We start from the raw sequence: 22,353 nt of genomic DNA, 5'->3' as shown, positions 1-22,353 counted from the left end.
GCAAAAGATTGCGAAAAGGGGCCAGGTGGAAAACGATTACATGGGAGTGTAATTTTTCTTCCAAATGAATAAAGCATTAGAGATAGAAAATTTGGTTAAGACCTACTCGGGGGGAGTACAGGCCTTAAAGGGGATCAACCTCACGGTCGAAGAGGGAGAATTCTTCGCATTGCTCGGTCCGAACGGAGCGGGAAAATCGACGACCATCGGAATCCTAAGCTCTTTAGTGAATAAGACCTCCGGAAAGGTTAAAATCTACGGAGCTGACATAGACACGGACCTAACTTTGGCCAAGTCCTTTATAGGAGTCGTTCCGCAAGAATTCAATTTCAATATCTTCGAGAAGGTGGAACATATAGTCATCAACCAAGGAGGCTATTACGGTCTTTCCCGAAAGGTGGCAGTCGAAAGGACAGAAGAATATCTGAGCCAATTAGGGCTCTACGAAAAGCGCAAAGAAGGTGCCGGAAGGCTCTCCGGAGGAATGAAGAGAAGGCTAATGATTGCGAGGGCCTTGGTCCACAATCCTAAGATTCTTATTCTAGACGAACCTACTGCCGGAGTGGATATAGAGTTTCGCAGATCCCTTTGGGAATTCTTGGTAAAACTGAACGAATCCGGAATCACCATCATTCTCACCACTCATTACCTGGAAGAAGCGGAGAATCTTTGTAGGAAGATCGCGATCATAGATCAGGGAAGAATCGTGGAAAACACTTCCATGAAAGAACTCATCGTAAAATTGGATACCGAAACGTTCATCCTGGACTTATTGGAACCTATTTCCACTCCGCCTTCCCTCAACGGTTTCGCTTTACACAGAGTGGACGAAAAAACGATCGAAGTGGAGATCAGTAAACATCATTCCCTAAACGATCTATTCCGACTCTTGGATGAGAAAGGGATCCGGATCACAAGCATGAGAAACAAATCCAATCGCTTGGAAGAGCTCTTTCTGAAATTAGTGGAGAAAAAGCTGTGAACTTTTACGAGAAATACAACGCATTCTCCACGATCGTCAGAAAGGAAACGGTTCGAATTCTGAGAATTTGGATACAGACTCTGATACCTCCCGGAATTACGATTTCCTTATATTTTTTGATCTTCGGCAAGCTAGTGGGCTCCCAAATCGGTGATGTGGGTGGTCATACTTATATCCAGTTCATCGTCCCCGGACTCGTGATGATGTCCGTGATTCTGAATGCGTACAATAATGTGGTCTCCTCGTTCTTCGGTGCGAAGTTCGGTAGAAATATCGAGGAGCTTCTGGTTTCCCCCACACCTGCCTATCTGATCGTACTAGGATATTCGATCGGGGGAGTGATTCGTGGAATTCTGGTGGGTTTCATAGTCACTCTGGTTTCCCTATTCTTCACGGAACTCAGATTGTATAATGTAGGAGTCGTTATCGTTACGGTAGCTCTTTCTGCCTTGATGTTTTCCATGGGAGGGTTTCTGAACGCGTTGTATGCAAAGAAATTCGACGATGTGACGATCATCCCTACATTCATCCTGACTCCATTGACTTATCTCGGCGGGGTATTTTATTCTATACGAATGTTGCCTGAGGGTTGGCAGATCGTATCGAAATTCAATCCGATTCTGTACATGGTAAACGCCTTCCGATACGGATTTTTAGGAGTAAGCGATATCGAACCCGGTTTCGCGATCGGACTCCTGGTGTTAGGAACGATCTTCCTTTATTCCCTCTCCGTATTTTTACTCAGTAGAGGATTTGGAACGAGGACTTAAATGATAGAAGAAGCAGCAGAGAAGATCGAGGAAATACTAAGAGAGAAATTCTCCCCTACGATATTGGAAGTGGTAGACTTTTCCGCGGAACATGCCGGGCATTCCGGAAATCCGAATAAACTAAAAAAAGGCACTCATGTTCGAGTGAGAATGGAAAGCGCCGATTTTCGGAATAAATCCCTCTTAGAACAACACCGTGCCGTCTACGCAGTTTTAGACCCGTTTTTAAAGAAGAAGGGAATCCACGCCTTGGAACTCAAGACGGGAGCGTCTTCCTAAGGAAAAAAGATTGTCCAAGAAGGCATCTTAAAAACTGCTTAAATATAGTAAAACTGTCTAAGAAGAAAGAGAATGACGATACAAGAAATCCGAGAGAAAATCCAAGCAGGGTTACCCGGGGCCGAAGTGGAAATTTTAGACCCTTACAGGGACGGAGTGCATATCAAGGCGATCGTCAAGTATTCCGGCTTTGCGGGAAAATCGGTCGTAGAGCAACATAGAATGGTCTACTCCACCCTTAAGGACGAGCTGAAAGAAGAAGTCCACGCTTTAGGATTGGAAACCAAGATTGTATAATTCATAAATATAAGGAAGAAAGACGTAAGGTATGGACAAAGAATTGAAAGACAAAATCGAAGGAATGATCGGATCTAAGAAGGTCTTCCTATTCATGAAAGGGACTCCGGATGCCCCTATGTGCGGTTTTTCCGCTGGAGTGACGAACGTGCTTCGCAGTTTAGGAACGGATTACGGTTCTTTCAACGTTCTTTCCGACCAAAACGTTCGGGAAGGAATCAAAGAATTCGCCAATTGGCCTACCATTCCACAACTCTACGTTGACGGAGAGTTTATAGGCGGTCACGATATCGTGGTTGAAATGGCAAAGAGCGGAGAACTCCAGAAGAAATTAGGAAATTAATCCGATGATGAAACTCTACCAATTTGAATCCTGTCCTTATTGTGCTTATGTTAGAGACTCTTTCGACAAACTCGGTCTGAAAGAAGGAAAGGATTACGAATTGGTAGAGGCAAGCCGGGGAACCCCGGGTCGGGAAGAAGTCATCCGACTAGGCGGAGTGAGCCAGGTACCTTTTCTCGTAGACGGGGACCGGAAAATGTACGAATCCAGGGATATCGTAGACTACGTAAAAAAGAAATCTGATAAATAGCATCAGATTCAAGACGCGCATTAGTCACTAATTCCGGGATTTGCTAATTTTAGAAAACTTTATACTCTAGGTATCTATTCAACTTAAACCCTACATGCTCCCGACAAAGATTTTGTCCTTGCTCGTTTCGGCTATGATAATAATTTGCAAAACCAAGGATCCAATTGCAAATGAATACCATCAGATCGCAAGTTATACCAGTTAAATACTTCGAGCGATTTTACTCATATCTTCCGTACATAATCATTTTATGGTCTATCTGGTTTGCTCTCCAGAATCAGTTTTTGCAAGACGACGCTTTTATATCTTTTCGCTATGCGGAAAATTTAAACAAAGGATACGGACTCGTTTTCAATCCCGGAGAGCGAGTCGAAGGCTATACCAATTTCTTATGGACCCTACTGATAGCATTCGGAATGAAAATCGGCTTCCAGCCGGAAACGTTTTCAATCGCGTTAGGCATTTTATTATATACCGGGACCTTAATCACGAGCCTTCTTCTAGCGAGAAGGACTTGGAACGACAGTTTCCTGATCTCATCTTTTTTATTTTTACTCGGCAGTAATTATTCATTCTCTTCTTACGCAACCGGGGGCTTAGAGACCCCTCTCGTCACATTTTTAGTTTTAGGATCCATCTACTGTGTTCAAGGCATACTTGAATATAAAAAACACGGCCAATTGCAATTCTTTACCATAGGATTATTGCTAGCCTTGTTATTTTTAACCCGAATGGACTCAGGGCTATTTATAACTATTACTGGCGTTTATCTCCTTATTCACTTGATAAAGGAAAAAGTGAAGGGAACCGTAAAATTAACGCTAACTGCTCTAATCCCCTTCCTTGGGATTATCTTACTTTGGCTAACCTGGAAAATTCACTTTTACGGTTCCATATTTCCGAATACTCTAAGCGCAAAGACCGAAGGTCTTTTTGTATTCAATCTTCTATCCGGCGTGGAGTATCTGCATTTATTTTTTACTACATACTGGATTGGACCGCTATTCATAGTTTCGATCTTCTACTTCAGTAAAAAAGGAAAAGCCATATATTTAAGCTTTCTCGGACTTTGCATCTTAACCTTATTTGCACAAAGTTGCTATCTGCTTTCAATTGGAGGGGATTTTATGGAATTTAGATTCTTAGTTCCTTTCTTTCCATTGATAATATTGCTAACCGTATTCGCATTCAACGAAGCATTCGGAAAAATAGCAATCGTTCCGATTCTACTCACCATTACTTTTTCTTCATTTTACTTCAGGATTAAAGATAAAATGGCGGTTCCATTCAGTTATACAGGAATCGAATCCATACAAATACTCAAATGGCATTTAAAAGGCCCTTTTGAAAAATGGAGTCTTGTAGGACAAAAATTCCACGAGTATTTCGGAGATACGGAGGTTCGTATTAGCGTTACTGCCGCAGGAGCTATCCCGTATTATTCCAAACTGTATACGATCGATATGCTCGGATTGTCGGACAAAAACATTAAAGATCCGAATCGTTTTCGAGTCCTTGAAAACTTAAAAAGCGGACACAAACGTTACTCCACGCTCAATTACCTTTTAGAGAAGAATGTTAACTTGGTCATAGCTCATCCGAAATTCAAATTTTTCAACGACGACTCTCCTGCATTATTTGCAGCAGCCACATACCTTAAACCTCCCGAGTATAAAACTCTTTCTATCGACTCATTCTTTGCTTTCGAAATACTACCTGAGGATAGAAGCTTATTGAACCATCCGACTTTCCTTTGGATTCCATTGGATGAATCAACAAAACTACTCGTTCTTTATCTTAAAAAGTCGGATGCGGTAGATAAAATGATTTTGGATCGAAACTGGGAAGTGATTCGATATTAGGAAAATTCGGCCGGCTTACGAAGATTTTCTTAACCGCATGGAAGGCGAGGACGACTCGATCTTAAAACCCGAGAAGATCCAGAATCTTCTCCCCCACTCTCCTATCCTTGCCCTGGAAAGGATAATTATGGATATATAATACCGGATTGAAATTCAACTCCAGTATCCTGTAATCCCCTTCCTTATCTAGACTGTCCGCGATAATAATATCCACACCGCAGATCTTAGCATCCACCGCCTTGGCCGCCTTCACCGCGAGACGTTTGTAGGATTCGTGAGCGATATCCGTCACGTCGACTGAATCGCCCCCCGTACTGATATTTGAATTCTTACGTAAGAAAACCTTCTCTCCTTCTTCCGGAACCGAATCCCTAGAATATCCGTTTCCTTGCAAAACTCCCAGTTCCGTTTCATCTAACCGGATTTTCTCCAACGGAGTGACATGACCGACTCCTCTTCTTGGATCGGAATTTTTTTCTTCTACAAGTTCTAGGATCGTCTTCTTACCGTCGCCGATTACGTTGGCCGGAATCCGATTGCATACCGCCACACATTCTTCTCCGATGACCAAGAACCTGTATTCATTTCCCGGAGCGAACTCCTCTATGATGGCGGTTTCCGATAGCTCCAGGGCTTTTTCTATCGCAGTCCTTTTCAAAGACTCGTCGGATCTAGGAGGAAGCACCGTGATGCCGATTCCGAAATTCGTTGTGGTTGGCTTTACCACCATTGTAAGCGATTCCGTTTTTCGCAGGAAATTCAAGCCGGAGTCCAGGTCCGTCACAGTGATCCCTTTCGGCACATTTATATTCGATTCTTCTAAAATTCTTTTCGTGACGTTCTTATTCTCCATTACAAGGAAGGTCATATAAGAATCCAAGGCAGTCTTTGAGGCCTCCTTTACGAGTTGGCTATTTCCCTTTCCTGAAATCCTAATGAAATGGCTTTTCCTTTCCAGGATCTCCACTTCTAAACCTCGATTCAATGCGTCTCGGATTATGATTTGACTGGAAATCTCCAGATCCTCGAAATTCTTAAGAGTGAATTCTGCCGGATCTAAATATTCTCCCGGCTGCAATTTCAGTTTCAATGGTTGCAAATTCTCGCAGTAGGAAATTTTCGAACCTTTTCGGATTCCTCTATTTTAGTTCTTTCCAAGACGGATTTTTGGACTTCCTTCTCGAACATACTCCATTTTCCTGGAGTCAATTCCATCTGGGATTGGTTCCTATAATTCTCCTTTGCCAAATGAACTCCTAAGTCTCTGAATTCCCAATCTTCTTCTACTAGTCTCCGAACTAGCTTTCCGGACGGAGTCGATTTCGGATCATTCCATCTAGAAAGCATGATATTCAAAGTCTCCTGGTAGAATTTGCGACCGGTATGCCTGTCCAGGTCCTCCGCAATCGGGAAAAGAGATTCGGTGAATGTCCTTCCTTGCTCTAAGAAATCAATTTCCTGCCCCTCGTCTCCGAGTAATTTCAATCCGGGCTTTCTACCTTCCCATAGTACCCGTCTAGTATTCTCCCGGATTCGTAATTTCTCCTTAGGATCAATGGAAGGACTTCCTTTTAAGAGTCCATCTAGTAGAATCATTTGAATGAACCCGAGGCTTGGCTTGTGGATTCCCGTAGGAGATTCCGGTTGGAGATCCAAACAACGAATTTCTATGTATTGGATACCGCGGCTTTGGAGAGCGTCCAAAGGCCTTTCGTCATTTTTAGGAATCTGTTTAGGACGAATCGGAGAATAGAATTCGTTTTCTATTTGCAGAAAATGATCATTGAGTTGGTTTGGAATTCCTCCGAAACCCGCGTATTCCGAGTAGGTCGTTCCTACCGCATAGCACATACCCGAAATATATTCCTTTAAGGAATTGTAATTGATGGGTAACTCGTCTTGGACCTTGCTCGTATATCCTATTTCGCTCATCCTAAGAGAAGTCGCATACGGCGCATAGTAGGTATGATTCTTATGTTTGGTAAAAGGAAAATCGCTCGAAACGGGAAGAAAAGTCTCGTCGAAAGCGGGAGTCGCGCCAGTAAGATACATGAGATCGGGCACCCTTCTCATGAAATTACGGGTCACATCCAGATATAATTCCGAGATTTCCTCTTTCGTAAACTTGGCGATATCCTTACCCAAAAACTGACGTAAGAACAGATTCGAGAAGGAAAAATTATAATGCACACCCGAGATCGTCTGCATTCTTCTTCCGTAACGTAAACCTAATCCGTTACGATAAACCGTTTTCCATTCTCCCGAAAAAGAATGCCCGTATTGTCCCAAAGGAATATCTTTATCCTCTTTCGGAAGAATAGGAGGCATACTGAAAGGCCAGATCCATTCTCCGTCTAGGTGCCTAGAAGTGTAGATATGTAGGTCCTGCAATTCCCTCACAATCGCCTCGATACGGGGCCTTGGATTCGTCGCGAACTCCAACTGCGGTTCGGAAAAATCCGTTTTAATAAAATGATTGGTAAGACTGGAACCCAGACCTTCCGGATGAGGTGTGGTCGCAATTCTTCCGTCTGGAAAGATACGCATACTCTCCTTTTCCAGCCCATGCTTTGCTTTGACCGCATGCCTAAGATTCTGTTGTAAACCGATCGCTTCCAAATTCTTCATAAAAATTCCATTAGATTCTACGCGGAGAATTTCGAATCATTCTCCCAAAGGAACTCCATCTCCTCTAGGATCCGAGGCCCCATATAAGACTCCGTTTTCCCTCTTCACGGAGAATAATTTCGCATAATTGTTTCCCAAACGTATCTCATGTTTCTTGGCTTTGAGCTGATTGAAAGTTGCCGTGTCGGTGGCAGGACCTTCCATAGAAAGAGCGTCCGGAAAGAATTGGTGGTGGATTCTTCCTCTAGCCACGGATTCGTAAAGAGTCAGTTTGAGATCTATATTAAAAATCAAGGATTGCAATACCGCGTTCACTATGTAGGAACCTCCGGGAGCCCCGGTGACTAAATATACTTCATCGTTTTTCAGAACGATCGTAGGAGACATGGAACTCAAAGGGGTCTTTCCGGGTTGGATAGAATTTGCCTCCGCTCCGATCAAACCGTAAACATTCGGTTCTCCGGGAGACCTACTAAAATCGTCCATCGTATCGTTCAGCACGAAACCGTAACCGTCCAAAACGACCGCCGCTCCGAAACGATAATTGACCGATTGAGTGGTAGAAACCGCATTTCCTTCCGCATCCGCAACCGATATATGAGTAGTATCATGTGACTCCGTCTTTAGATTCAATCTATTCAGATAGGTGGAACTGGGAGTCGCCCTCGCCGGATTAAAATCCGAGATTTTCTGACGAGCATATTCTTCGGAAAGTAAAGTCTCTATGGGAATCTTAGTATATTCCGGGTCTCCTCCAAAAACCGCTCGATCCGAGTAACCCCTTCTCATGACTTCCGCGAGAAAATGATAGAAATCGCTGGAGGAGAAATCGGATAGAGAATGTAATTCCTTCGTCTCCAACATTCGAAGCATGGTGAGAAGATGCACTCCGGAAGAAGGAGGCACCATGGTCAGGATCCTGTATCCTCTATAGGGAATCTCAAGCGGGATCGCCTCTTTTACCTTATAGGATTGTAGATCCTTGATTCCGATAAGGCCGCCGTTCTCGGAAGATAATCTGGCAAGTTCCTTAGCGATTCCTCCTTTATAGAAGTCCTCGTCCTTCGTTTCGGAAATGATCCGCAACGTCTTAGCCAAATCTTTTTGTACGAGTATATCCCCCTGCTTAGGAGCTTCTCCGTTCGGAAGAAAAATTTTTCTCATCCCCGCACTCATGTCCTTTTCGGATTCTTGGATGGCTTCGGCCAAATCGGGATAGATAGGAAATCCGGATTCCGCCAATCGGATAGAAGGAGCAAGAATCTCCTTCCAAGATAGTTTTCCGAATTTCTTATGGATAAGGACGAGCCCGGCTACCGTTCCCGGAATTCCTACGGACTTATAACCGAGTAAGGATTCCTCCTTAGGCCTGCTCTTATACATATTACGATTCGCTAAATTAGGAGCCCTTTCCCGAAAATCGAAAGCGTAAGACCTTTTGGACTTAGCGTCGTGAAGAACCAGAAACCCTCCTCCTCCTATCCCTGTGGATTGAGGACGGGTTACCGATACCGCAAAAGAAGAGGCCACTGCGACATCCACCGCATTTCCTCCTTTTCTATGAATCTCCAAACCTACCTCGGAAGCTTCCTTGGAATCCGTGGAAATCATAATGTTCTTGGATTCGGCGTAAAGAGTGGAGGGATCCGTTCCCAGTTTCGGGGAAACCAGGTAGCGTGTGGATACCTCCCGGCCCTCTATCTTGAGGTCCGGATTTTTACATACGGAAAGGGAAAGAGCGAGAAGAAGGAAAAGGTTTGCCGATAAGAATGTTTTTTTCATTTGGAAATTCGAATCTGAGTCTCTAGTTTTTTTTTATAGAACGCTTCGGTTTCCGCTTAGCTTGAGACTTCCCCGTTCAAACGAGAAGGGGAAGCCCTATACATTTTATCCAAATTATTTTTCTACGAATTCCAAATGCAACTCTTCCTCTCTGATTTCCAACCCCACGTTCCCCCCGTTTTTGAGAGCCCCGAAGAGAATCTCTTCGGAAAGTTTTTTGGAAATATTGGAATCGATCCATCTCTGCACCGGTCTTGCCCCGAACAAAGGATCGTAGGATTTGCGGGCGATCCATAGAAGGACCTCTTCTCCGTATTTTAAGACCACCGATTTTTCCTTTAATCTGATTTCCAATAGCTCCAACTGCTTGTGAACCACTTTGGATACGATTCCCTCGTCCAGACTTGCGAATTCGATCACGGAAGTGAGTCTATTTCGAAATTCAGGGGAGAATTGTCTCTCAATGGCCTTCATTCCACGGTCTTGCATGGCGGCATTATCGAAGCCTAAAGGATTACTCGCCCTCTCTCTCGCACCGGTATTCGTCGTCATGATCAGAATGACCTGTTTGAAATCCGCTTTCCTACCATTATTGTCCGTAAGAGTCGCATGGTCCATGATTTGCAGTAGAATATTATAAATATCTTCGTGAGCCTTCTCTATCTCATCCAAAAGAAGAACGCAATGAGGAGTCCTCACGATCGCATCTGTAAGTTGTCCTCCCTGCTCGAAGCCCACATAGCCGGGAGGAGAACCGATCAAACGGGAGACTGTATGCTTCTCCATATATTCGCTCATATCGAAGCGGATGAATTCCACTCCTAAGATAGCGGCCAATTGTTTGGAAAGCTCCGTCTTTCCGACTCCTGTGGGTCCGGCAAATAAGAAAGAGCCGACTGGTTTACCCGGTTCGGACAGCCCGCTGCGGGAAAGACGAATCGCCTGCACGAGTTCCGTGACCGCCTTGTCTTGACCGTAGATCTTGCGTTTGAGTTCCTCGTCCAAAACCTTCAGTTTTTCCCTATCATCGGCCTTGACGGTTCTAGGAGGAATCTTGGAGATCTTGGAAACCAGTTCCTCGATCTCCTTCACACTTACCGTTTTCGATTTAGCATGAGAGCGTAACTTCACTTTGGCTCCTGCCTCGTCCAAAAGATCGATCGCCTTATCCGGAAGCTTTCTATCCAAAATGTATCTTTCCGATAGACGAGCCGCTTCTTCCACCGCTTGGGAAGAATATTTGACTCCGTGAAATTCTTCGTATTTCGGTAAAAGGCCTTTCAGGATCAGGATCGTGTCCTCTACGGAAGGCTCGTTGACTTCCAGTTTTTGGAAACGGCGGGATAATGCATGGTCCTTCTCGAAGATCGCCTTGTATTCCTTATAAGTAGTCGTTCCTATACAACGAAGCTCTCCGTTGGAAAGAGCGGGCTTCAAAAGATTGGAAGCGTCCAAGGATCCTCCGGAAACGGCTCCGGCTCCGATGATGGTATGGATCTCGTCCACAAATAGAACGTTATTCGGATCCGCGGTAATCGCCTGGACCACGTTCTTGAGTCTTTCCTCGAATTCTCCTCTGAATTTCGTTCCTGCAAGAAGTAGTCCCATATCCAGGGAAAATAGTTTCGTATTCTTTAATACGTCGGGTACTTTTCCGGAGACGATTCCCAGTGCCAAGCCTTCTACGATGGCTGTCTTACCGACCCCGGCATCTCCCACAAAGATAGGATTATTCTTTCTTCTTCTTGCGAGAATATGGATCGTTCTTTCGATTTCTTCCGCTCTACCTACCAAAGGATCCAATTTACCTTTTCGAGCCTTTTCAGTCAGATCCACGCAGAAATCGGCCAAAGGATCTCCGGATAATTTTTTAGAAGCGTCCTCGGAGCCTCCGGCTCCCTCTCCTACTTTCTGCCCGTCTTTCTTGATCCCATGGGAAATATATCGAACCACATCGAAACGGGTGATATCTTGGCGTCCTAAGAAAAATACGGCGTGAGACTGATCCTCTCTAAAGATGGAAGCGAGTACATATCCTCCATCCAAGGTCTTTTTTTGAGTCGACTGGACATGGAAAGCGGCGAGCTGTAAAACTCTTTGGGCACCGATCGTATATTCCGGCTCAATCTCTCCGAAACTCTCTGCGACCGATTCCATTTCGGTATCTAGATATTCCCGGAGCTCCGTCCGTAATTGCTCCAGATCCGCTCCGCATGCAAGAAGAACTTCCTGCCCGACGGAATCGTAGGTTAACGCGAGAAGAATATGCTCCAGGGTGATGTATTCATTCCTTCTACGGAGGGCCTCCGTTCTGGCTTGATTTAACGTTTTTTCCAGCTCTTCCGACAGGGTCATGATTCCTCCTCTCCGTCTTCTATCTCCATCTGGCAATGCAGAGGATGTCCGTGTTCTTCGGCCAACATATGTGTTTCGTTTACTTTAGTGCGAGCCACGTCATGAGAATAGACTCCGCAGAGAGCCTTTCCGGTTGTATGCGCCTTTAACATGATCTGCTCGCTTTCCACCTGAGTGCGGTAAAAAACCACCCTCAAAATCCAAACCACGAATTCCATGGGAGTGTAATCGTCGTTTAGTATGACGACCCGGTATTTGGCGGGTCTTTTCAGTTTTATTTTTTCTCGGGTAAGGGTTTCTTCTTCCGTCCTTAATTCGCTCATAAGAGTTCGCTCCCCTCCCTTCCGGCTCCGTATTCGGTTTTTAGTGGAGACGATAAATTCGTTTCTCGGATCATTTCCTTCATTTGCATTCTTTCGCTTTCTAAAAAACGTTCAATCGCATTTCTGGCTCCTGGGTGGAAAATGAAATGGGAACTGTATGTAGGAACTGCAGGAAAACCTCTCAAAAATTTCTGCTCTCCTTGGGCGCCCGCTTCGAAGACGTCCAATCCGTTTCGGATGGAATATTCTATGGGAGAATAATAGCAACATTCAAAATGTAGATAAGGATAATGTCCCGCCGAACCCCAATATCTACCGTATAATTTATTCCCTTTTCTTAAATTAAATGTTCCTCCTAAAGTTTCCCCTTCCTTTTCCGCTAAGAATAGAACGATCCTGTCAGTGAATTTTTCCCGAGCCAATTGGAAAAACTTTCGATTTAAATACGGAGAACCCCATTTACGGGAATAGGTATCGGTATAGAATCCGTAAATCCGATTCATATCGGATTCCGTGATCTCTTTTCCTTCTTTTATCAGTACTCGAATTCCTTCCTTACCGAGAACCTCCCTCTCCTTTTTAATCTGGATTCTTTTCTTGGAACGAAAATCGTTTAAAAAATCCTCGAAACCCGAATAGCCCCTGTTTTTCCAATGGAATTGGTGAGTAATCCGAGTGGAGAATCCTCTTTTACCGAGAGCGTTAGCCTCATCTTCTTCCAAGAATAGAAAATGCAGACTGGAAAGATTTCTTCTTTCGGAATCCTCCAAAAGAGAAGGAAGAAGAGCGTCCAAGGCTTGGTCCAAAGATACATTCTCTCTTCTTAAAATCTTCTTACCGTTGACCGGAGTAAACGGATAAGCAACTAGCCCCTTGGGATAATATGAGAGTCCATTCTGCGAGAAGAAATGAGCCCACGCGTGATCGAAGACATACTCTCCGTAAGAATCGAATTTGTGGAATAAGGGAATGCAGGAATGCAATCCTAAATCGTCCTCCGCAATCCAATACCCGGGTTGCCAGGAAGTTCTTCCTCCGATACACAGAGACTTTTCCAAAGAATGGAAAAATTCGAAATCGGTAAAAGGATTATTCGGATCTCCTAATCGGTTCCATTCGGCGGGTGAAATCGTTTGGAGGGAATGTATCTTACGAATCTTCAGGGAGCCGGGCATCTGCTATTTCTTGGACAGTTTTGACTCTCTACCCGTTCTCTCTGACTCGGAAAAAAAGCGTTTCATTTTTTCCAAAGAACGATGCACGATCACTTTTACGTTGGATTCGGAGAGACCGGTCTTTTGGGAAATTTCTCGAACGCTAAAACCGTCCAGCTTGGCCATGGTAAGGATCTGCCTTTGCCTGGGTTCCAATACGGAAAGCCAGGACTCCAATCCTTGTGCGATCTCCCATTCGTCCTCAGGTCGTTTGGAGTTAGACTCCGGCACGGGAATATCCTGGATTTCCAAGGAAACAGTCCTGTCCCGGATTCCGGCCCTGCGAATATAGTCGATCGTCTTATATCTGGCGATGGAAAAGAACCAAGGAGCAAAGGGTCGATTCGGTCGATAGGTCGCTTTTGCCTTATGCATTCCGATCAATATATCCTGGATCAGATCCTCTCGATCGGATTCGTTGCGAACCTTGGAACTTAGATAATGGCTTAGAATTTCCCTGCATTGGGAGAGTAATCGTTCGTATTCCCTCGAATCCCCTTCTTGGGCCTTGCGCATACTCTCCGAAAGGGTCTCCCAGATTTTTCGCTTATCGACCATGTAACTAATTTCCGTTTCTTTCGAAGAATCTAGGGATCAAAGAAAGCAATTCGACTGGATTTTTAAAGGATGTCCAATCTTTCTTACTTCCAAGCATAAAATCCTAACGGAGGATGAATGTTAGACCCTAAACGGGAAAAGACCCGGGAATTAATTCAGACCCTAAGCCGAGACATTTCGGCAAAAGGACATTTGAATTCTAAGGTTTTATTCCTTTCTTGGACCGGTCTTTTGGTTTCCGGGATTATCCTGGGCTACGCGGTTTCCTTAGCCAGGCATCAATCCGTATTCCCCGGTTGGTGGCCGGAACCGACACTTATCCTTGCTTGGGGACTTCTTACAGCCATTCTATTAACCAAATCCGCTTATCCGGAAGAAGGCTCGACCTGGTTGTTTTGGGGTGCAGGTGCTTCCGTATTCGTTTGGATCGGATTCCATACGGTAGGTTTTGTGAACGAATTCCAGATCGAGCATGTGCATATCGGCTTCTGCCCATTGGTGCTTGTATCTTGTACGATTCTATTCGGAGGTTTGAGTTGGATTTTACTAGGTAGAATGGCAAGCGCTCGTCCCGGGCTCTCCGCCTTTCTTTTCCTGAGCCTGTTATTCGCCGGCTCGAATCTCGCACTGAAATTTATTTGCCCGGTGCAATCCGCTCCTCATATTTTTCTTTCCCATGTATTAGCGAGTCTGGGTTGGATTTTGCTTCTCTGGATCCCCGTTAGAAAAAAATTCAGTTGGTGAAGATCTAGTCCAAAAATTCCCAAGCGGTTTTGGACTCTCCCTTTTCTTCCACGGTTCCGATCAAATCCCGGAAGAATTCGTCCTGCCCCACCGTGGATCCATCTCCTACCATCACTAAGAGTCGTTTGGCGCGAGTCATTCCCACATTCCAGCGTCTCCTTTCGGAGAGAAATCCCACCTGTCCTTCCGGATTCGAGCGAACCAAACTGAAGAGTACGATCTCCATCTCCCTTCCCTGAAAGGAATCCACTGTCTCCACTTCGATCGAGTTTTTTCGGTCGGCGGACAATTCTTCGATTCTATTCTTAATGAGATATCTTTGGTAACGATAGGGAGTGAGGATAGCGATCCTTTCCGGAGAGATTCCCGAATCCAAAATTCTTTTTAGAATTCCGAAAACGAAATCCGCTTCCCAAGGATTTCCGAGGCTCCCCTCGAACGTTTCTTCGGCGGTATCCGTACCCGAACTGTCCAAAAAGACCAAACTAGAACCGAATAGAGAGGAGATCTCGGGAACGACGAAGTTTCTTTCCGATTCCCGGAGTCCGGACTTTAGTTGCCCCTCGTAGAATGTACGGTTCGGAAATTCCTGGATTGGATCGGTCATTCTATACTGCGTATCCAATAGGAAAACCCTGTCTTTTTCCGGAAATGCGGAAAGAAGTCGTTCCATTAAGGAAATCTTAAGTAAGGGATCCTCGGAAAGAACCGTAGGAGGCAATTGGAACGGGTCTCCTGCGATTACTACTTTCTCCGCCTTTAAAATAGGTAACCAGGAGGCAGGCTCTATCGCTTGACTTCCCTCGTCCAAAATCGCATAATCGAAGGAGCGATTCTCCAAAAGATGAGAAGAAGCTCCGGTATGAGTGCAAACGATTACAGGATGAGAATCGAGTAAATACCGAACCAAGGCCCTTTGCCTTTCCTTGATTCCTTTTCGTAATTGGTCCGCTTCCTTATAGAGACGTCTTCTCTCTTCCGCTTCTTCTCTCCCGAAATTGCGTTTGTATTTACGAGCCTTCTTTAGGAGTTCCTGGACTTCCTTTTTGTCCCTTTCCAGCAGTTTAGCGTCCGGATGAGCGATAAGTTTTAACTCCAAGGAATTCTCCAGCACCGCCGGGTGAATCCTAGCCGGATGGCCGATTCTTAAAACGGGAACCCCGATCTTGGACAAGGACTCCACGAGTAAATCGGAAGCGGCGTTCGTAGGTGCGGATGCTAAAACTTTCTTCTCCCTTTCCACAAGGAGTCGAATCGCCTCTACGAGAGTTTTTGTCTTTCCGGTCCCCGGCGGTCCATGGACCAACACGAAATCTTCCGTTTCTAGAACGGCGGAGATCGCCCGTCTTTGGGATTCGTTGAACTCGGAAGAAATCCCCTCCTCTTCTTTAAAATGCGGAGAACTAAGGGATATCTTTCCGGAGAAAAGGTCCGCAAAGAATTTTGCACGGGTTCCTTTCGGGGCGGATAGAATTTTCTCCAACCCCTTATCCCATTCTCTATAACTGGTCTCGTCCGGCAAAATTTCCAACGCGAGCTTTCCTTCTTCCACCCACTCAGGAACTTCCTCCATGCTGACCAGATAGGAGTCGTCGCTTGCCTTCAAGAGAACGCTGGAATAGTCCTCGGTATCTTTTAGAATTCGAACGGGCGTCCCGGTTCTAAAAAGCTCCGGTGTATTTCCCGGCTTAGTGGGTTTGAGCAGGACCTTCCAATTTCCGTCCGGGCCAAGTTCCGCGTCTTCGAACACCAAAGGAAAAATGGTGAGCCCGGTACGAACTCTGGTTTGCAGATCGGAAGAGGAAATCTCAGCCTTGTATCTTTCGAGTTCGGCGTTTCTTTCCTTCTGGAGAGATTCCCTTAAGAACTCGTAATGAGATTCCATCGAATTAGAGTCGATCTGGAGAAAGTACTACGATCTTGTAGGATGGAGATTTTTGCTCCTCCCTTGTGGGAAGGCTCTCCGCATAATGGATGGCGGAAGCGAGAGTGGTACCGGTAGTCAATCCGGCAAAGATCCCTTCTCTCTGGTAGAGTTCGGATTGGTAACGTAAGGCTTCTTCTCTGTCGACACCTATATACTGGTCCGTGACTTTGGGATCGAAAGATTCGGGAAGTCGGAGATTCGCATCTCCTTGCACCATTTTACGTATGAAACGGGAATTCTTGCTCACTCCCATGATGACTCGTAAAGAGGGTTTCTTTCCTTTTAGGAATCTTCCCACTCCGGATAAGGTTCCGCCGGAACCTCCTCCCGCTACGAATGCGTCCACGTTGCCGCCTAGGTCTCTCCAGATTTCAGGCCCTGTGAAAAGGAAATGGGCGTTAGTATTGGCCATATCCTTGTATTCGTTTAAGATGACGCTGCCCTTCTCTTTTTCCTTGGCTGCCTTAGCGGTTTCTAATAGTGAATCGTCCCAGTTGCCTTTGGCGAGTTGCACGACTTCCACAGAGGCACCGTACGCCTTCAGCTCTTTGATCTTTTCTTGGTCCGTATCGGGTGCGAGAAAGACTTTGAATTTATATTGCTTTAGAGTGGAGATCCAGGCCAAGGAAATCGCAGTAGTATTGTATCCCGCTTGGAAGATGGTTCCACCCTGCTTCAATTCTCCCCTTCTTTCGGCGGAAAGAACCATAGAAAGCGCAGTACGATCCTTTACGCTTCCGGTAGGATTACAGAATTCCGCTTTGAGATAGATCTCCACATTCGGGATATGGGAACCGATCTGGTTCAATCGGATAAGAGGCGTATTGCCGATCATTTGCAATACGTTTTCCTTGATGGGCTTGGCGACGCTAAGTTCCCGCCCGAACGCGTTTTGGACGTTATTAAGGGCGCCGATAAGGCTATTTCCGAATTCGTCTATGGATCGGGAAATTTCGTCGAACATACTTCTCTTCTTCTATTGCCGGAGTTTCGCCGGATGGAGTTTATTTCCTGGTTGCGTACAACCAAGGAACGTCCTTCCGGTTTTGATCTTCGTATGTTTTGATTTTGGCTTCGTGTTGTAAAGTTAAACCTATATCGTCCAGACCGTTATACAAACAATATTTGCGAAAAGAATCCACCTCGAACTGATAGACTTTCCCCGTAGGCCCGATCACATTTTGCTTGTCCAAATCGATTTTGATCCTGGATCCTGGAGCGGCTTCGATCGCTTGAAAAAGTTCGTCCACTTCCGAAGAAGTCAAAACGATGGGTAGCATACCGTTCTTAAAGCAGTTATTATAAAAAATATCCGCGTAAGAAGGAGCAATAATAGCCCGAAAGCCGTAGTCTTCCAGCGCCCAAGGGGCGTGTTCTCTGGAAGATCCGCATCCGAAATTGTCCCGGGTGACTAGAATCGATGCACCCTTATATCTCTCCAGGTTGAGAGTGAACTCAGGATTCGGCTGGGTGCCTGCGTCGTCTAGATATCTCCAGTCGTGGAATAAATGCACTCCGAAACCGGTGCGCTCGATTTTCCGGAGAAATTGTTTAGGGATGATTTGGTCCGTGTCTATATTCGGACGATCGATGATAACCGCGAGTCCGTCGTGTTGTGTAAAAGCTTTCATCCTATTCTCCTTATTTCCAGTTACGAATGTCTACGAATTTACCTTCGATTGCTGCCGCAGCAGCCATTGCGGGACCGACTAAGTGGGTACGTCCGCCCTTTCCTTGCCTTCCCTCGAAGTTACGATTGGAAGTGGAGGCGCAGCGATCTCCCGGCTCCAGAACATCGTCATTCATAGCTAGGCACATGGAGCATCCGGGTTGCCTCCATTCGAATCCGGCTTCCACAAAGATTTTGTCCAGACCTTCCGATTCTGCTTGGCGTTTGACTCTTCCCGACCCGGGAACTACGATCGCCTGTACTTTCGGAGAGACTTTCTTTCCTTTTACCGTGCTTGCGGCTACTCTCAGGTCTTCAATCCTGGAGTTCGTGCAAGAACCGATAAAGACTTTGTTCAGAGTGACATCTTCCATTTTCTGCCCGGGCTTCAGATCCATATATTTGAGAGCGTTTTCGATACTCACTTTTTCAACCGGGTCTTGCGCGTCTTTAGGATCGGGAACGATTCCGGTTACAGGCACGACTTGGCCGGGAGAAGTTCCCCAGGTCACTTGAGGAGCGATATCTTCCGCTTTCAAAACGATGGTTGTATCGAATTTCGCACCTTCGTCGGTAACATAACGTTTCCATTTCTGCAGGGCCAGGTCCCATTCCGCTCCTTTAGGAGCGAAGTCCTTACCTTTGATATAATCGAAAGTGATCTGGTCGGGAGCGATGAGTCCGGCTCGCGCACCTGCCTCGATAGACATATTGCAAATGGTCATTCTCGCTTCCATACTCAAACTGGAGATAGCGGATCCTCGGTATTCGATCACATAACCGGTCGCTCCTCCGGTTCCTATCTTACCTATAATCGCAAGAACGATATCCTTAGCGGTCACATGAGGAGAAAGTTGTCCGTCTACACGGATCTCCATGGTCTTGGCTCTTCTCTGAGTCAGTGTTTGGGTGGCGAGTACGTGCTCCACTTCGGAAGTTCCGATCCCGAAAGCTAGCGCTCCGAAGGCGCCGTGAGTGGAAGTGTGGGAGTCTCCGCAAACGATTGTCATCCCCGGATGAGTGAGTCCCATCTCGGGAGCGATAACATGGATGATTCCTTGGTCGGGGTGATTCAGATCGTAAAGAGTAATGCCGTTCTCTTCGCAATTCTTCATGAGAGTGCGCATTTGGTTGGCGGAAACCGGATCCGCAGAGTCCAGATTTCGAAGTCTGGTCGAAACGTTATGGTCCATGGTCGCAAACGTCGCCTCTGGACGGCGAACTTTTCTATGCGACATACGAAGCCCTTCGAATGCCTGGGGACTCGTCACCTCATGGATTAAGTGGCGATCGATATACAGAAGGTAAGAACCTCCGTCCAGCTCGCCGACCAGATGGTCTTCCCAGATTTTTTCGAACATAGTCTTCATGATTTGCTCTCCCCCAGGGGGTAGTAAAAGATATTGATTAGACTCCCATGCCGAATCGCGAGGAAGTAGGAAGATTTCCTATAGCGAGGGAGTATCTACTTCCACGTTAAAAAAATGGGTTTTTTCGTAAAGAAGGTTCCGGAAAGAAAGGCGGGAAGGAGTTCCTACTTTCCTCGGAAAACCAAGAGAGCCTTCCCGATTCCTATCTCGTCGAAGTCGTATAGAACTCTAGGGCGCAATACCTTCTTACCGTTCAGGAAAGTTCCCGCATCGGATACCAGATCGTATAGAACGTACCGATTACGCACCTTGCGGATCCTTGCATGGCTTTTACTCACCGCTTGCTCGTACAATACCAGATCGCAAAGATCCGAATTTCCGATCGTGGTTTCACTTCTTTGAAGAGAATATTGTTTTCCGGGATTTCTTCCCTCCTTTAGGACCAGAGTGGCTTTTTCGTAGGCCTCTCCTTCTTCGAATTCTTTCAAGGCAATAGGTGCAGATCTTTCCGTCTCTATGCGGTCTTCGTCCGAATAAACCAATTGGTATTGGTTTCCGTACATCTTCCGATAAGCGTCCTGCTCGTCTTCTATCGCATGAAGTCGTTCCTCTGGGGAAACGCTACCCTCTTGCTTCTTTCCGTTCCCCTTTCTAAGTACGATTAGGAATCCGGCCAAGGTGAGAATCACAAGCAAGCTCACCGTAGGAAGAAAAATGGACGGATGCAAAAGAAAAATCCTAAGCCTTGTTCCCCAGGGAATTTCATATTCGAGTCTAATTCTACCAGATGTTTGAGATTCCAACTCCACTTGAACGGAGCCGTTTCCTTCCCATTGCCATTCTTCCTGAAAAGGAGAATCATATGTCAAGGACCAGGGCTTCTTTCTAAAATATTCCAAATCGGCCAAGACCTGGCTACGGAGATCGGAACTCGCTAAGGAATGAAATTGTCCTGAGTATTTCTTGGCCAGGAATTTGGAACCTACGGAAGGAAAGGCCAGAACGTTCAGAGGAATACGACGTAGGTATTCGCCATTTTGAGCATCCGGAGAAGGAATCATATCCCGATCGTAAAATAAGAGCAGAACATAATCGGTTTCGGAAATCTGGGAGGAAATCTTCTGGAATAAGAAATCCAAATTAGCGGGAGTATTCTTATTCGAACTCCCTCCGGGAATATTCGCCTGCTTTAGGCTTTCCGTTTTACCTAAATCCAGTTTAGGAATAAATACGTCGTCCGTCCAAAATACGAAACTAAATCGGTCTTCCGGATCCGAAGCCTCTACGATGCTTTTGAGAATTTCGGTGCCTTGCATGTTCTGGGTGAGAGAGTCCGTCATCTGCACCAAAAGATAAATATGAATCGGCCTCGTTCCTTCAGGCCGATGCAGGTCTGCGTTTCCGATTCTTCTGGTTCTTTGGCCTTTCCATTCCGAGAGCCTAAGAATTTCCCGATCCAGAGCGGATCCTCGGTTCGTTCTAAGCTTTAATTCCACCTTAGGGAAGGAAGATACGTCGTATTCTTCCAAAACTAGATTTTGGGCCTCGGTAAACAGCGGAAATACGAAGAATAGAACCGCTGCAATTCGGATATTCACCCGGCTTAGCATATGGATCCGCAATTTAAGCAAGATTCTCTTCCAGAGTAAACAGTTTTCTAGAGTATTCCGAATGAGGAGACCAGGTCCCTTCTTCTTTCTTTAAAGTCTCCACTTTTTGTCCGGATCTCATCACTGTTATAGTATCGGCCAGTGACTTAGCGGAACCTAGATCATGACTGATAAATAAGAGAGTGGAGCCCAAGTCTCGGACCCGTTTTTCCAGAAGTTCCAGGATTGCGCCACCTGTGCTAGGATCCAAGGCGGAAGTCGGCTCATCTGCAAGAATCAACTCCGCCCCAGAATACAACGAAAGCAGTATCAAGACGCGTTGTCTTTCTCCACCGGATAATTGATGGGGACGAGAATCCCAGGCGGCCTTCGGATTCGCAAGCCCCGCCTCTTCCAATAATCGTATTCCTTCCTTTCTCGCCGAAAGTTCGGGACGAATCAGGGAAAAGTATTCTCTCATTTGCGAACCTATACTCAGAAAAGGATGGAGGCCTAAAGAGGAAGTTTGGGGAATATAACTGATCCTATTTCCTCTCCAATTTTTCCAGACACCGAAATCTCCCGGAGGGATCTCGAACCCGAAAATCTCGAACTCCGACCAGGAGCTTTCCAGGCCTTCCTGTAGAAGGCCTAAAATCAATCTGGCTAACGTGGACTTACCGCTGCCCGATTCCCCCACGAGAGAATGGATTTCTCCTTTTCGGATTTCGAAATCGAAATCCTGTAATACTAACTTTTCCGCCGCACGAACGGATAAGGACTTGATTTTCAATAGAAGAGAAGAATCCGTAAGCGCCAAGATTTAGGCCAATTGGAAAAGTTCCTGCTCGATAATGGAGCAAAGAATATGACCGATGAGAATATGGGATTCCTGGATTCTCGCAGTCTCCTTTCTGGGAACGATGATATCTAGATCGGCGAGTCCCTTCATTTTTCCGCCGTCTCCCCCTAAGAACGAGATAGTCTTCATTCCAATTTTCTTGGCTTCTTCCAAGGCCGAGAGAACGTTTTTAGAATTTCCACTCGTTGATAACCCTATTAAAAGATCCCCTTTCCGTCCGAATGCCGCCACTTGGCGGGAAAATACATCCTCGTATCCGTAATCGTTGGAGCAGGCTGTGAGGACTGCGGAATCTGCGGAAAGAGAAATCGCAGGGAGTGCACGTCTCTCGTTACCGGATTTATAACGAACCACGAGTTCCGCGGCGATATGGGAAGCGTCGCAGGAAGAGCCTCCGTTTCCGCAAAAAAGAATCGTATGTCCTTTTTCTAATACTTCCGAAGCGATTTTCCCCGCTTGCACGATTTCCGGCACGAGAGTCTCCAATACCAATTTTTTGGTATCGATGGAATCTTGAATTTGCTTGGCAGCGATCTCTTTTAAATCCAT

The 22,353-nt window shown here is 45.8% G+C and carries 22 protein-coding genes; 8 read left to right on the top strand and 14 right to left on the bottom strand.

The window, feature by feature from the left end:
• The first annotated feature begins 64 nt into the window (after nt 1-64).
• The 7 genes from LEP1GSC061_RS07660 (at nt 65) to LEP1GSC061_RS21420 (ending at nt 4,783) form a co-directional block, all read left to right on the top strand.
• On the top strand, nt 65-982 hold the full coding sequence (locus tag LEP1GSC061_RS07660; protein ID WP_016544772.1) for an ABC transporter ATP-binding protein: 918 nt from the start codon (nt 65-67) through the stop codon (nt 980-982).
• Nucleotides 979-1,752 (top strand): ABC transporter permease, encoded by a 774-nt coding sequence (locus LEP1GSC061_RS07655; protein ID WP_016544906.1) that lies wholly within the window; start codon nt 979-981, stop codon nt 1,750-1,752. Before LEP1GSC061_RS07660 ends, LEP1GSC061_RS07655 begins: the two co-directional genes overlap by 4 nt.
• A complete protein-coding gene (locus LEP1GSC061_RS07650) occupies nt 1,753-2,031 on the top strand; it encodes a BolA family protein (RefSeq protein ID WP_016545079.1) in 279 nt (92 codons plus the stop codon).
• A 72-nt stretch (nt 2,032-2,103) separates the two neighbouring features.
• Nucleotides 2,104-2,328, top strand: coding sequence for a BolA/IbaG family iron-sulfur metabolism protein (locus tag LEP1GSC061_RS07645; RefSeq protein ID WP_016544900.1), 225 nt, complete (start codon nt 2,104-2,106; stop codon nt 2,326-2,328).
• Nucleotides 2,329-2,359: 31 nt separating this feature from the next.
• Entirely contained in the window at nt 2,360-2,671 is a 312-nt protein-coding gene (gene grxD / locus LEP1GSC061_RS07640) for a Grx4 family monothiol glutaredoxin (protein WP_040508126.1), read from the top strand.
• Nucleotides 2,672-2,678: 7 nt separating this feature from the next.
• Nucleotides 2,679-2,921, top strand: a complete 243-nt coding sequence (locus LEP1GSC061_RS07635) for a glutathione S-transferase N-terminal domain-containing protein (RefSeq protein WP_040508260.1) — start codon at nt 2,679-2,681, stop codon at nt 2,919-2,921.
• Between the two features lie 1,127 nt (nt 2,922-4,048).
• Nucleotides 4,049-4,783 carry a hypothetical protein gene (locus tag LEP1GSC061_RS21420; protein WP_156844509.1) on the top strand — a complete coding sequence of 245 codons (735 nt, stop codon included), beginning with the start codon at nt 4,049-4,051 and terminating at the stop codon, nt 4,781-4,783.
• Between the two features lie 61 nt (nt 4,784-4,844).
• Here LEP1GSC061_RS21420 and LEP1GSC061_RS07625 read toward each other — a convergent pair whose 3' ends face one another.
• The 7 genes from LEP1GSC061_RS07625 to LEP1GSC061_RS07595 form a co-directional block, all read right to left on the bottom strand.
• Nucleotides 4,845-5,867 (bottom strand): carboxylate--amine ligase, encoded by a 1,023-nt coding sequence (locus LEP1GSC061_RS07625; protein ID WP_415751828.1) that lies wholly within the window; start codon nt 5,865-5,867, stop codon nt 4,845-4,847.
• A 2-nt stretch (nt 5,868-5,869) separates the two neighbouring features.
• Nucleotides 5,870-7,411 (bottom strand): glutamate--cysteine ligase, encoded by a 1,542-nt coding sequence (gshA, locus tag LEP1GSC061_RS07620; RefSeq protein WP_016544657.1) that lies wholly within the window; start codon nt 7,409-7,411, stop codon nt 5,870-5,872.
• 36 nt (nt 7,412-7,447) lie between these two features.
• Nucleotides 7,448-9,193, bottom strand: a complete 1,746-nt coding sequence (gene ggt / locus LEP1GSC061_RS07615) for a gamma-glutamyltransferase (protein ID WP_016544966.1) — start codon at nt 9,191-9,193, stop codon at nt 7,448-7,450.
• Nucleotides 9,194-9,307: 114 nt separating this feature from the next.
• Nucleotides 9,308-11,548, bottom strand: coding sequence for an ATP-dependent Clp protease ATP-binding subunit ClpA (clpA, locus tag LEP1GSC061_RS07610; RefSeq protein ID WP_016544683.1), 2,241 nt, complete (start codon nt 11,546-11,548; stop codon nt 9,308-9,310).
• The gene (gene clpS, locus LEP1GSC061_RS07605) at nt 11,545-11,871 is read right to left on the bottom strand and encodes an ATP-dependent Clp protease adapter ClpS (protein ID WP_016544773.1); all 327 of its coding nucleotides are present in this window, start codon (nt 11,869-11,871) and stop codon (nt 11,545-11,547) included. The genes clpA and clpS overlap by 4 nt, the downstream gene beginning before the upstream one ends.
• Complete coding sequence (locus LEP1GSC061_RS07600) at nt 11,868-13,046, bottom strand: GNAT family N-acetyltransferase (RefSeq protein ID WP_016544483.1); 1,179 nt, start codon at nt 13,044-13,046, stop codon at nt 11,868-11,870. Before LEP1GSC061_RS07600 ends, clpS begins: the two co-directional genes overlap by 4 nt.
• Nucleotides 13,047-13,049: 3 nt before the next feature.
• Nucleotides 13,050-13,643 (bottom strand): RNA polymerase sigma factor, encoded by a 594-nt coding sequence (locus LEP1GSC061_RS07595; RefSeq protein WP_016544641.1) that lies wholly within the window; start codon nt 13,641-13,643, stop codon nt 13,050-13,052.
• 117 nt (nt 13,644-13,760) lie between these two features.
• Here LEP1GSC061_RS07595 and LEP1GSC061_RS07590 point away from each other — a divergent pair, with 117 nt between their 5' ends.
• Complete coding sequence (locus LEP1GSC061_RS07590; RefSeq protein ID WP_016544261.1) at nt 13,761-14,387, top strand: DUF1109 family protein; 627 nt, start codon at nt 13,761-13,763, stop codon at nt 14,385-14,387.
• Nucleotides 14,388-14,391: 4 nt separating this feature from the next.
• Here the strand turns inward: LEP1GSC061_RS07590 and LEP1GSC061_RS07585 are convergent, their stop codons facing one another.
• The 7 genes from LEP1GSC061_RS07585 to gmhA all read right to left on the bottom strand — a co-directional run bounded on the left by LEP1GSC061_RS07585 (nt 14,392) and on the right by gmhA (nt 22,353).
• Complete coding sequence (locus LEP1GSC061_RS07585; RefSeq protein ID WP_016544184.1) at nt 14,392-16,272, bottom strand: AAA domain-containing protein; 1,881 nt, start codon at nt 16,270-16,272, stop codon at nt 14,392-14,394.
• Nucleotides 16,273-16,276: 4 nt separating this feature from the next.
• Nucleotides 16,277-17,278 (bottom strand): PLP-dependent cysteine synthase family protein, encoded by a 1,002-nt coding sequence (locus LEP1GSC061_RS07580; protein WP_016544873.1) that lies wholly within the window; start codon nt 17,276-17,278, stop codon nt 16,277-16,279.
• A gap of 40 nt (nt 17,279-17,318) precedes the next feature.
• Nucleotides 17,319-17,945, bottom strand: a complete 627-nt coding sequence (gene leuD, locus LEP1GSC061_RS07575; RefSeq protein WP_016544894.1) for a 3-isopropylmalate dehydratase small subunit — start codon at nt 17,943-17,945, stop codon at nt 17,319-17,321.
• 10 nt (nt 17,946-17,955) lie between these two features.
• Nucleotides 17,956-19,353, bottom strand: coding sequence for a 3-isopropylmalate dehydratase large subunit (gene leuC, locus LEP1GSC061_RS07570; protein ID WP_016544462.1), 1,398 nt, complete (start codon nt 19,351-19,353; stop codon nt 17,956-17,958).
• Nucleotides 19,354-19,517: 164 nt separating this feature from the next.
• The gene (locus LEP1GSC061_RS07565; RefSeq protein WP_016544540.1) at nt 19,518-20,963 is read right to left on the bottom strand and encodes an FHA domain-containing protein; all 1,446 of its coding nucleotides are present in this window, start codon (nt 20,961-20,963) and stop codon (nt 19,518-19,520) included.
• Between the two features lie 13 nt (nt 20,964-20,976).
• On the bottom strand, nt 20,977-21,735 hold the full coding sequence (locus tag LEP1GSC061_RS07560; protein WP_232218380.1) for an ATP-binding cassette domain-containing protein: 759 nt from the start codon (nt 21,733-21,735) through the stop codon (nt 20,977-20,979).
• A gap of 30 nt (nt 21,736-21,765) precedes the next feature.
• Complete coding sequence (gene gmhA / locus LEP1GSC061_RS07555) at nt 21,766-22,353, bottom strand: D-sedoheptulose 7-phosphate isomerase (RefSeq protein ID WP_016544319.1); 588 nt, start codon at nt 22,351-22,353, stop codon at nt 21,766-21,768.

Source organism: Leptospira wolffii serovar Khorat str. Khorat-H2 (genome assembly GCF_000306115.2).
Lineage (GTDB): Bacteria > Spirochaetota > Leptospiria > Leptospirales > Leptospiraceae > Leptospira_B > Leptospira_B wolffii.
Note: the sequence above shows the minus strand (reverse complement) of the source record. Positions and strands in the feature narration are given on the sequence as shown.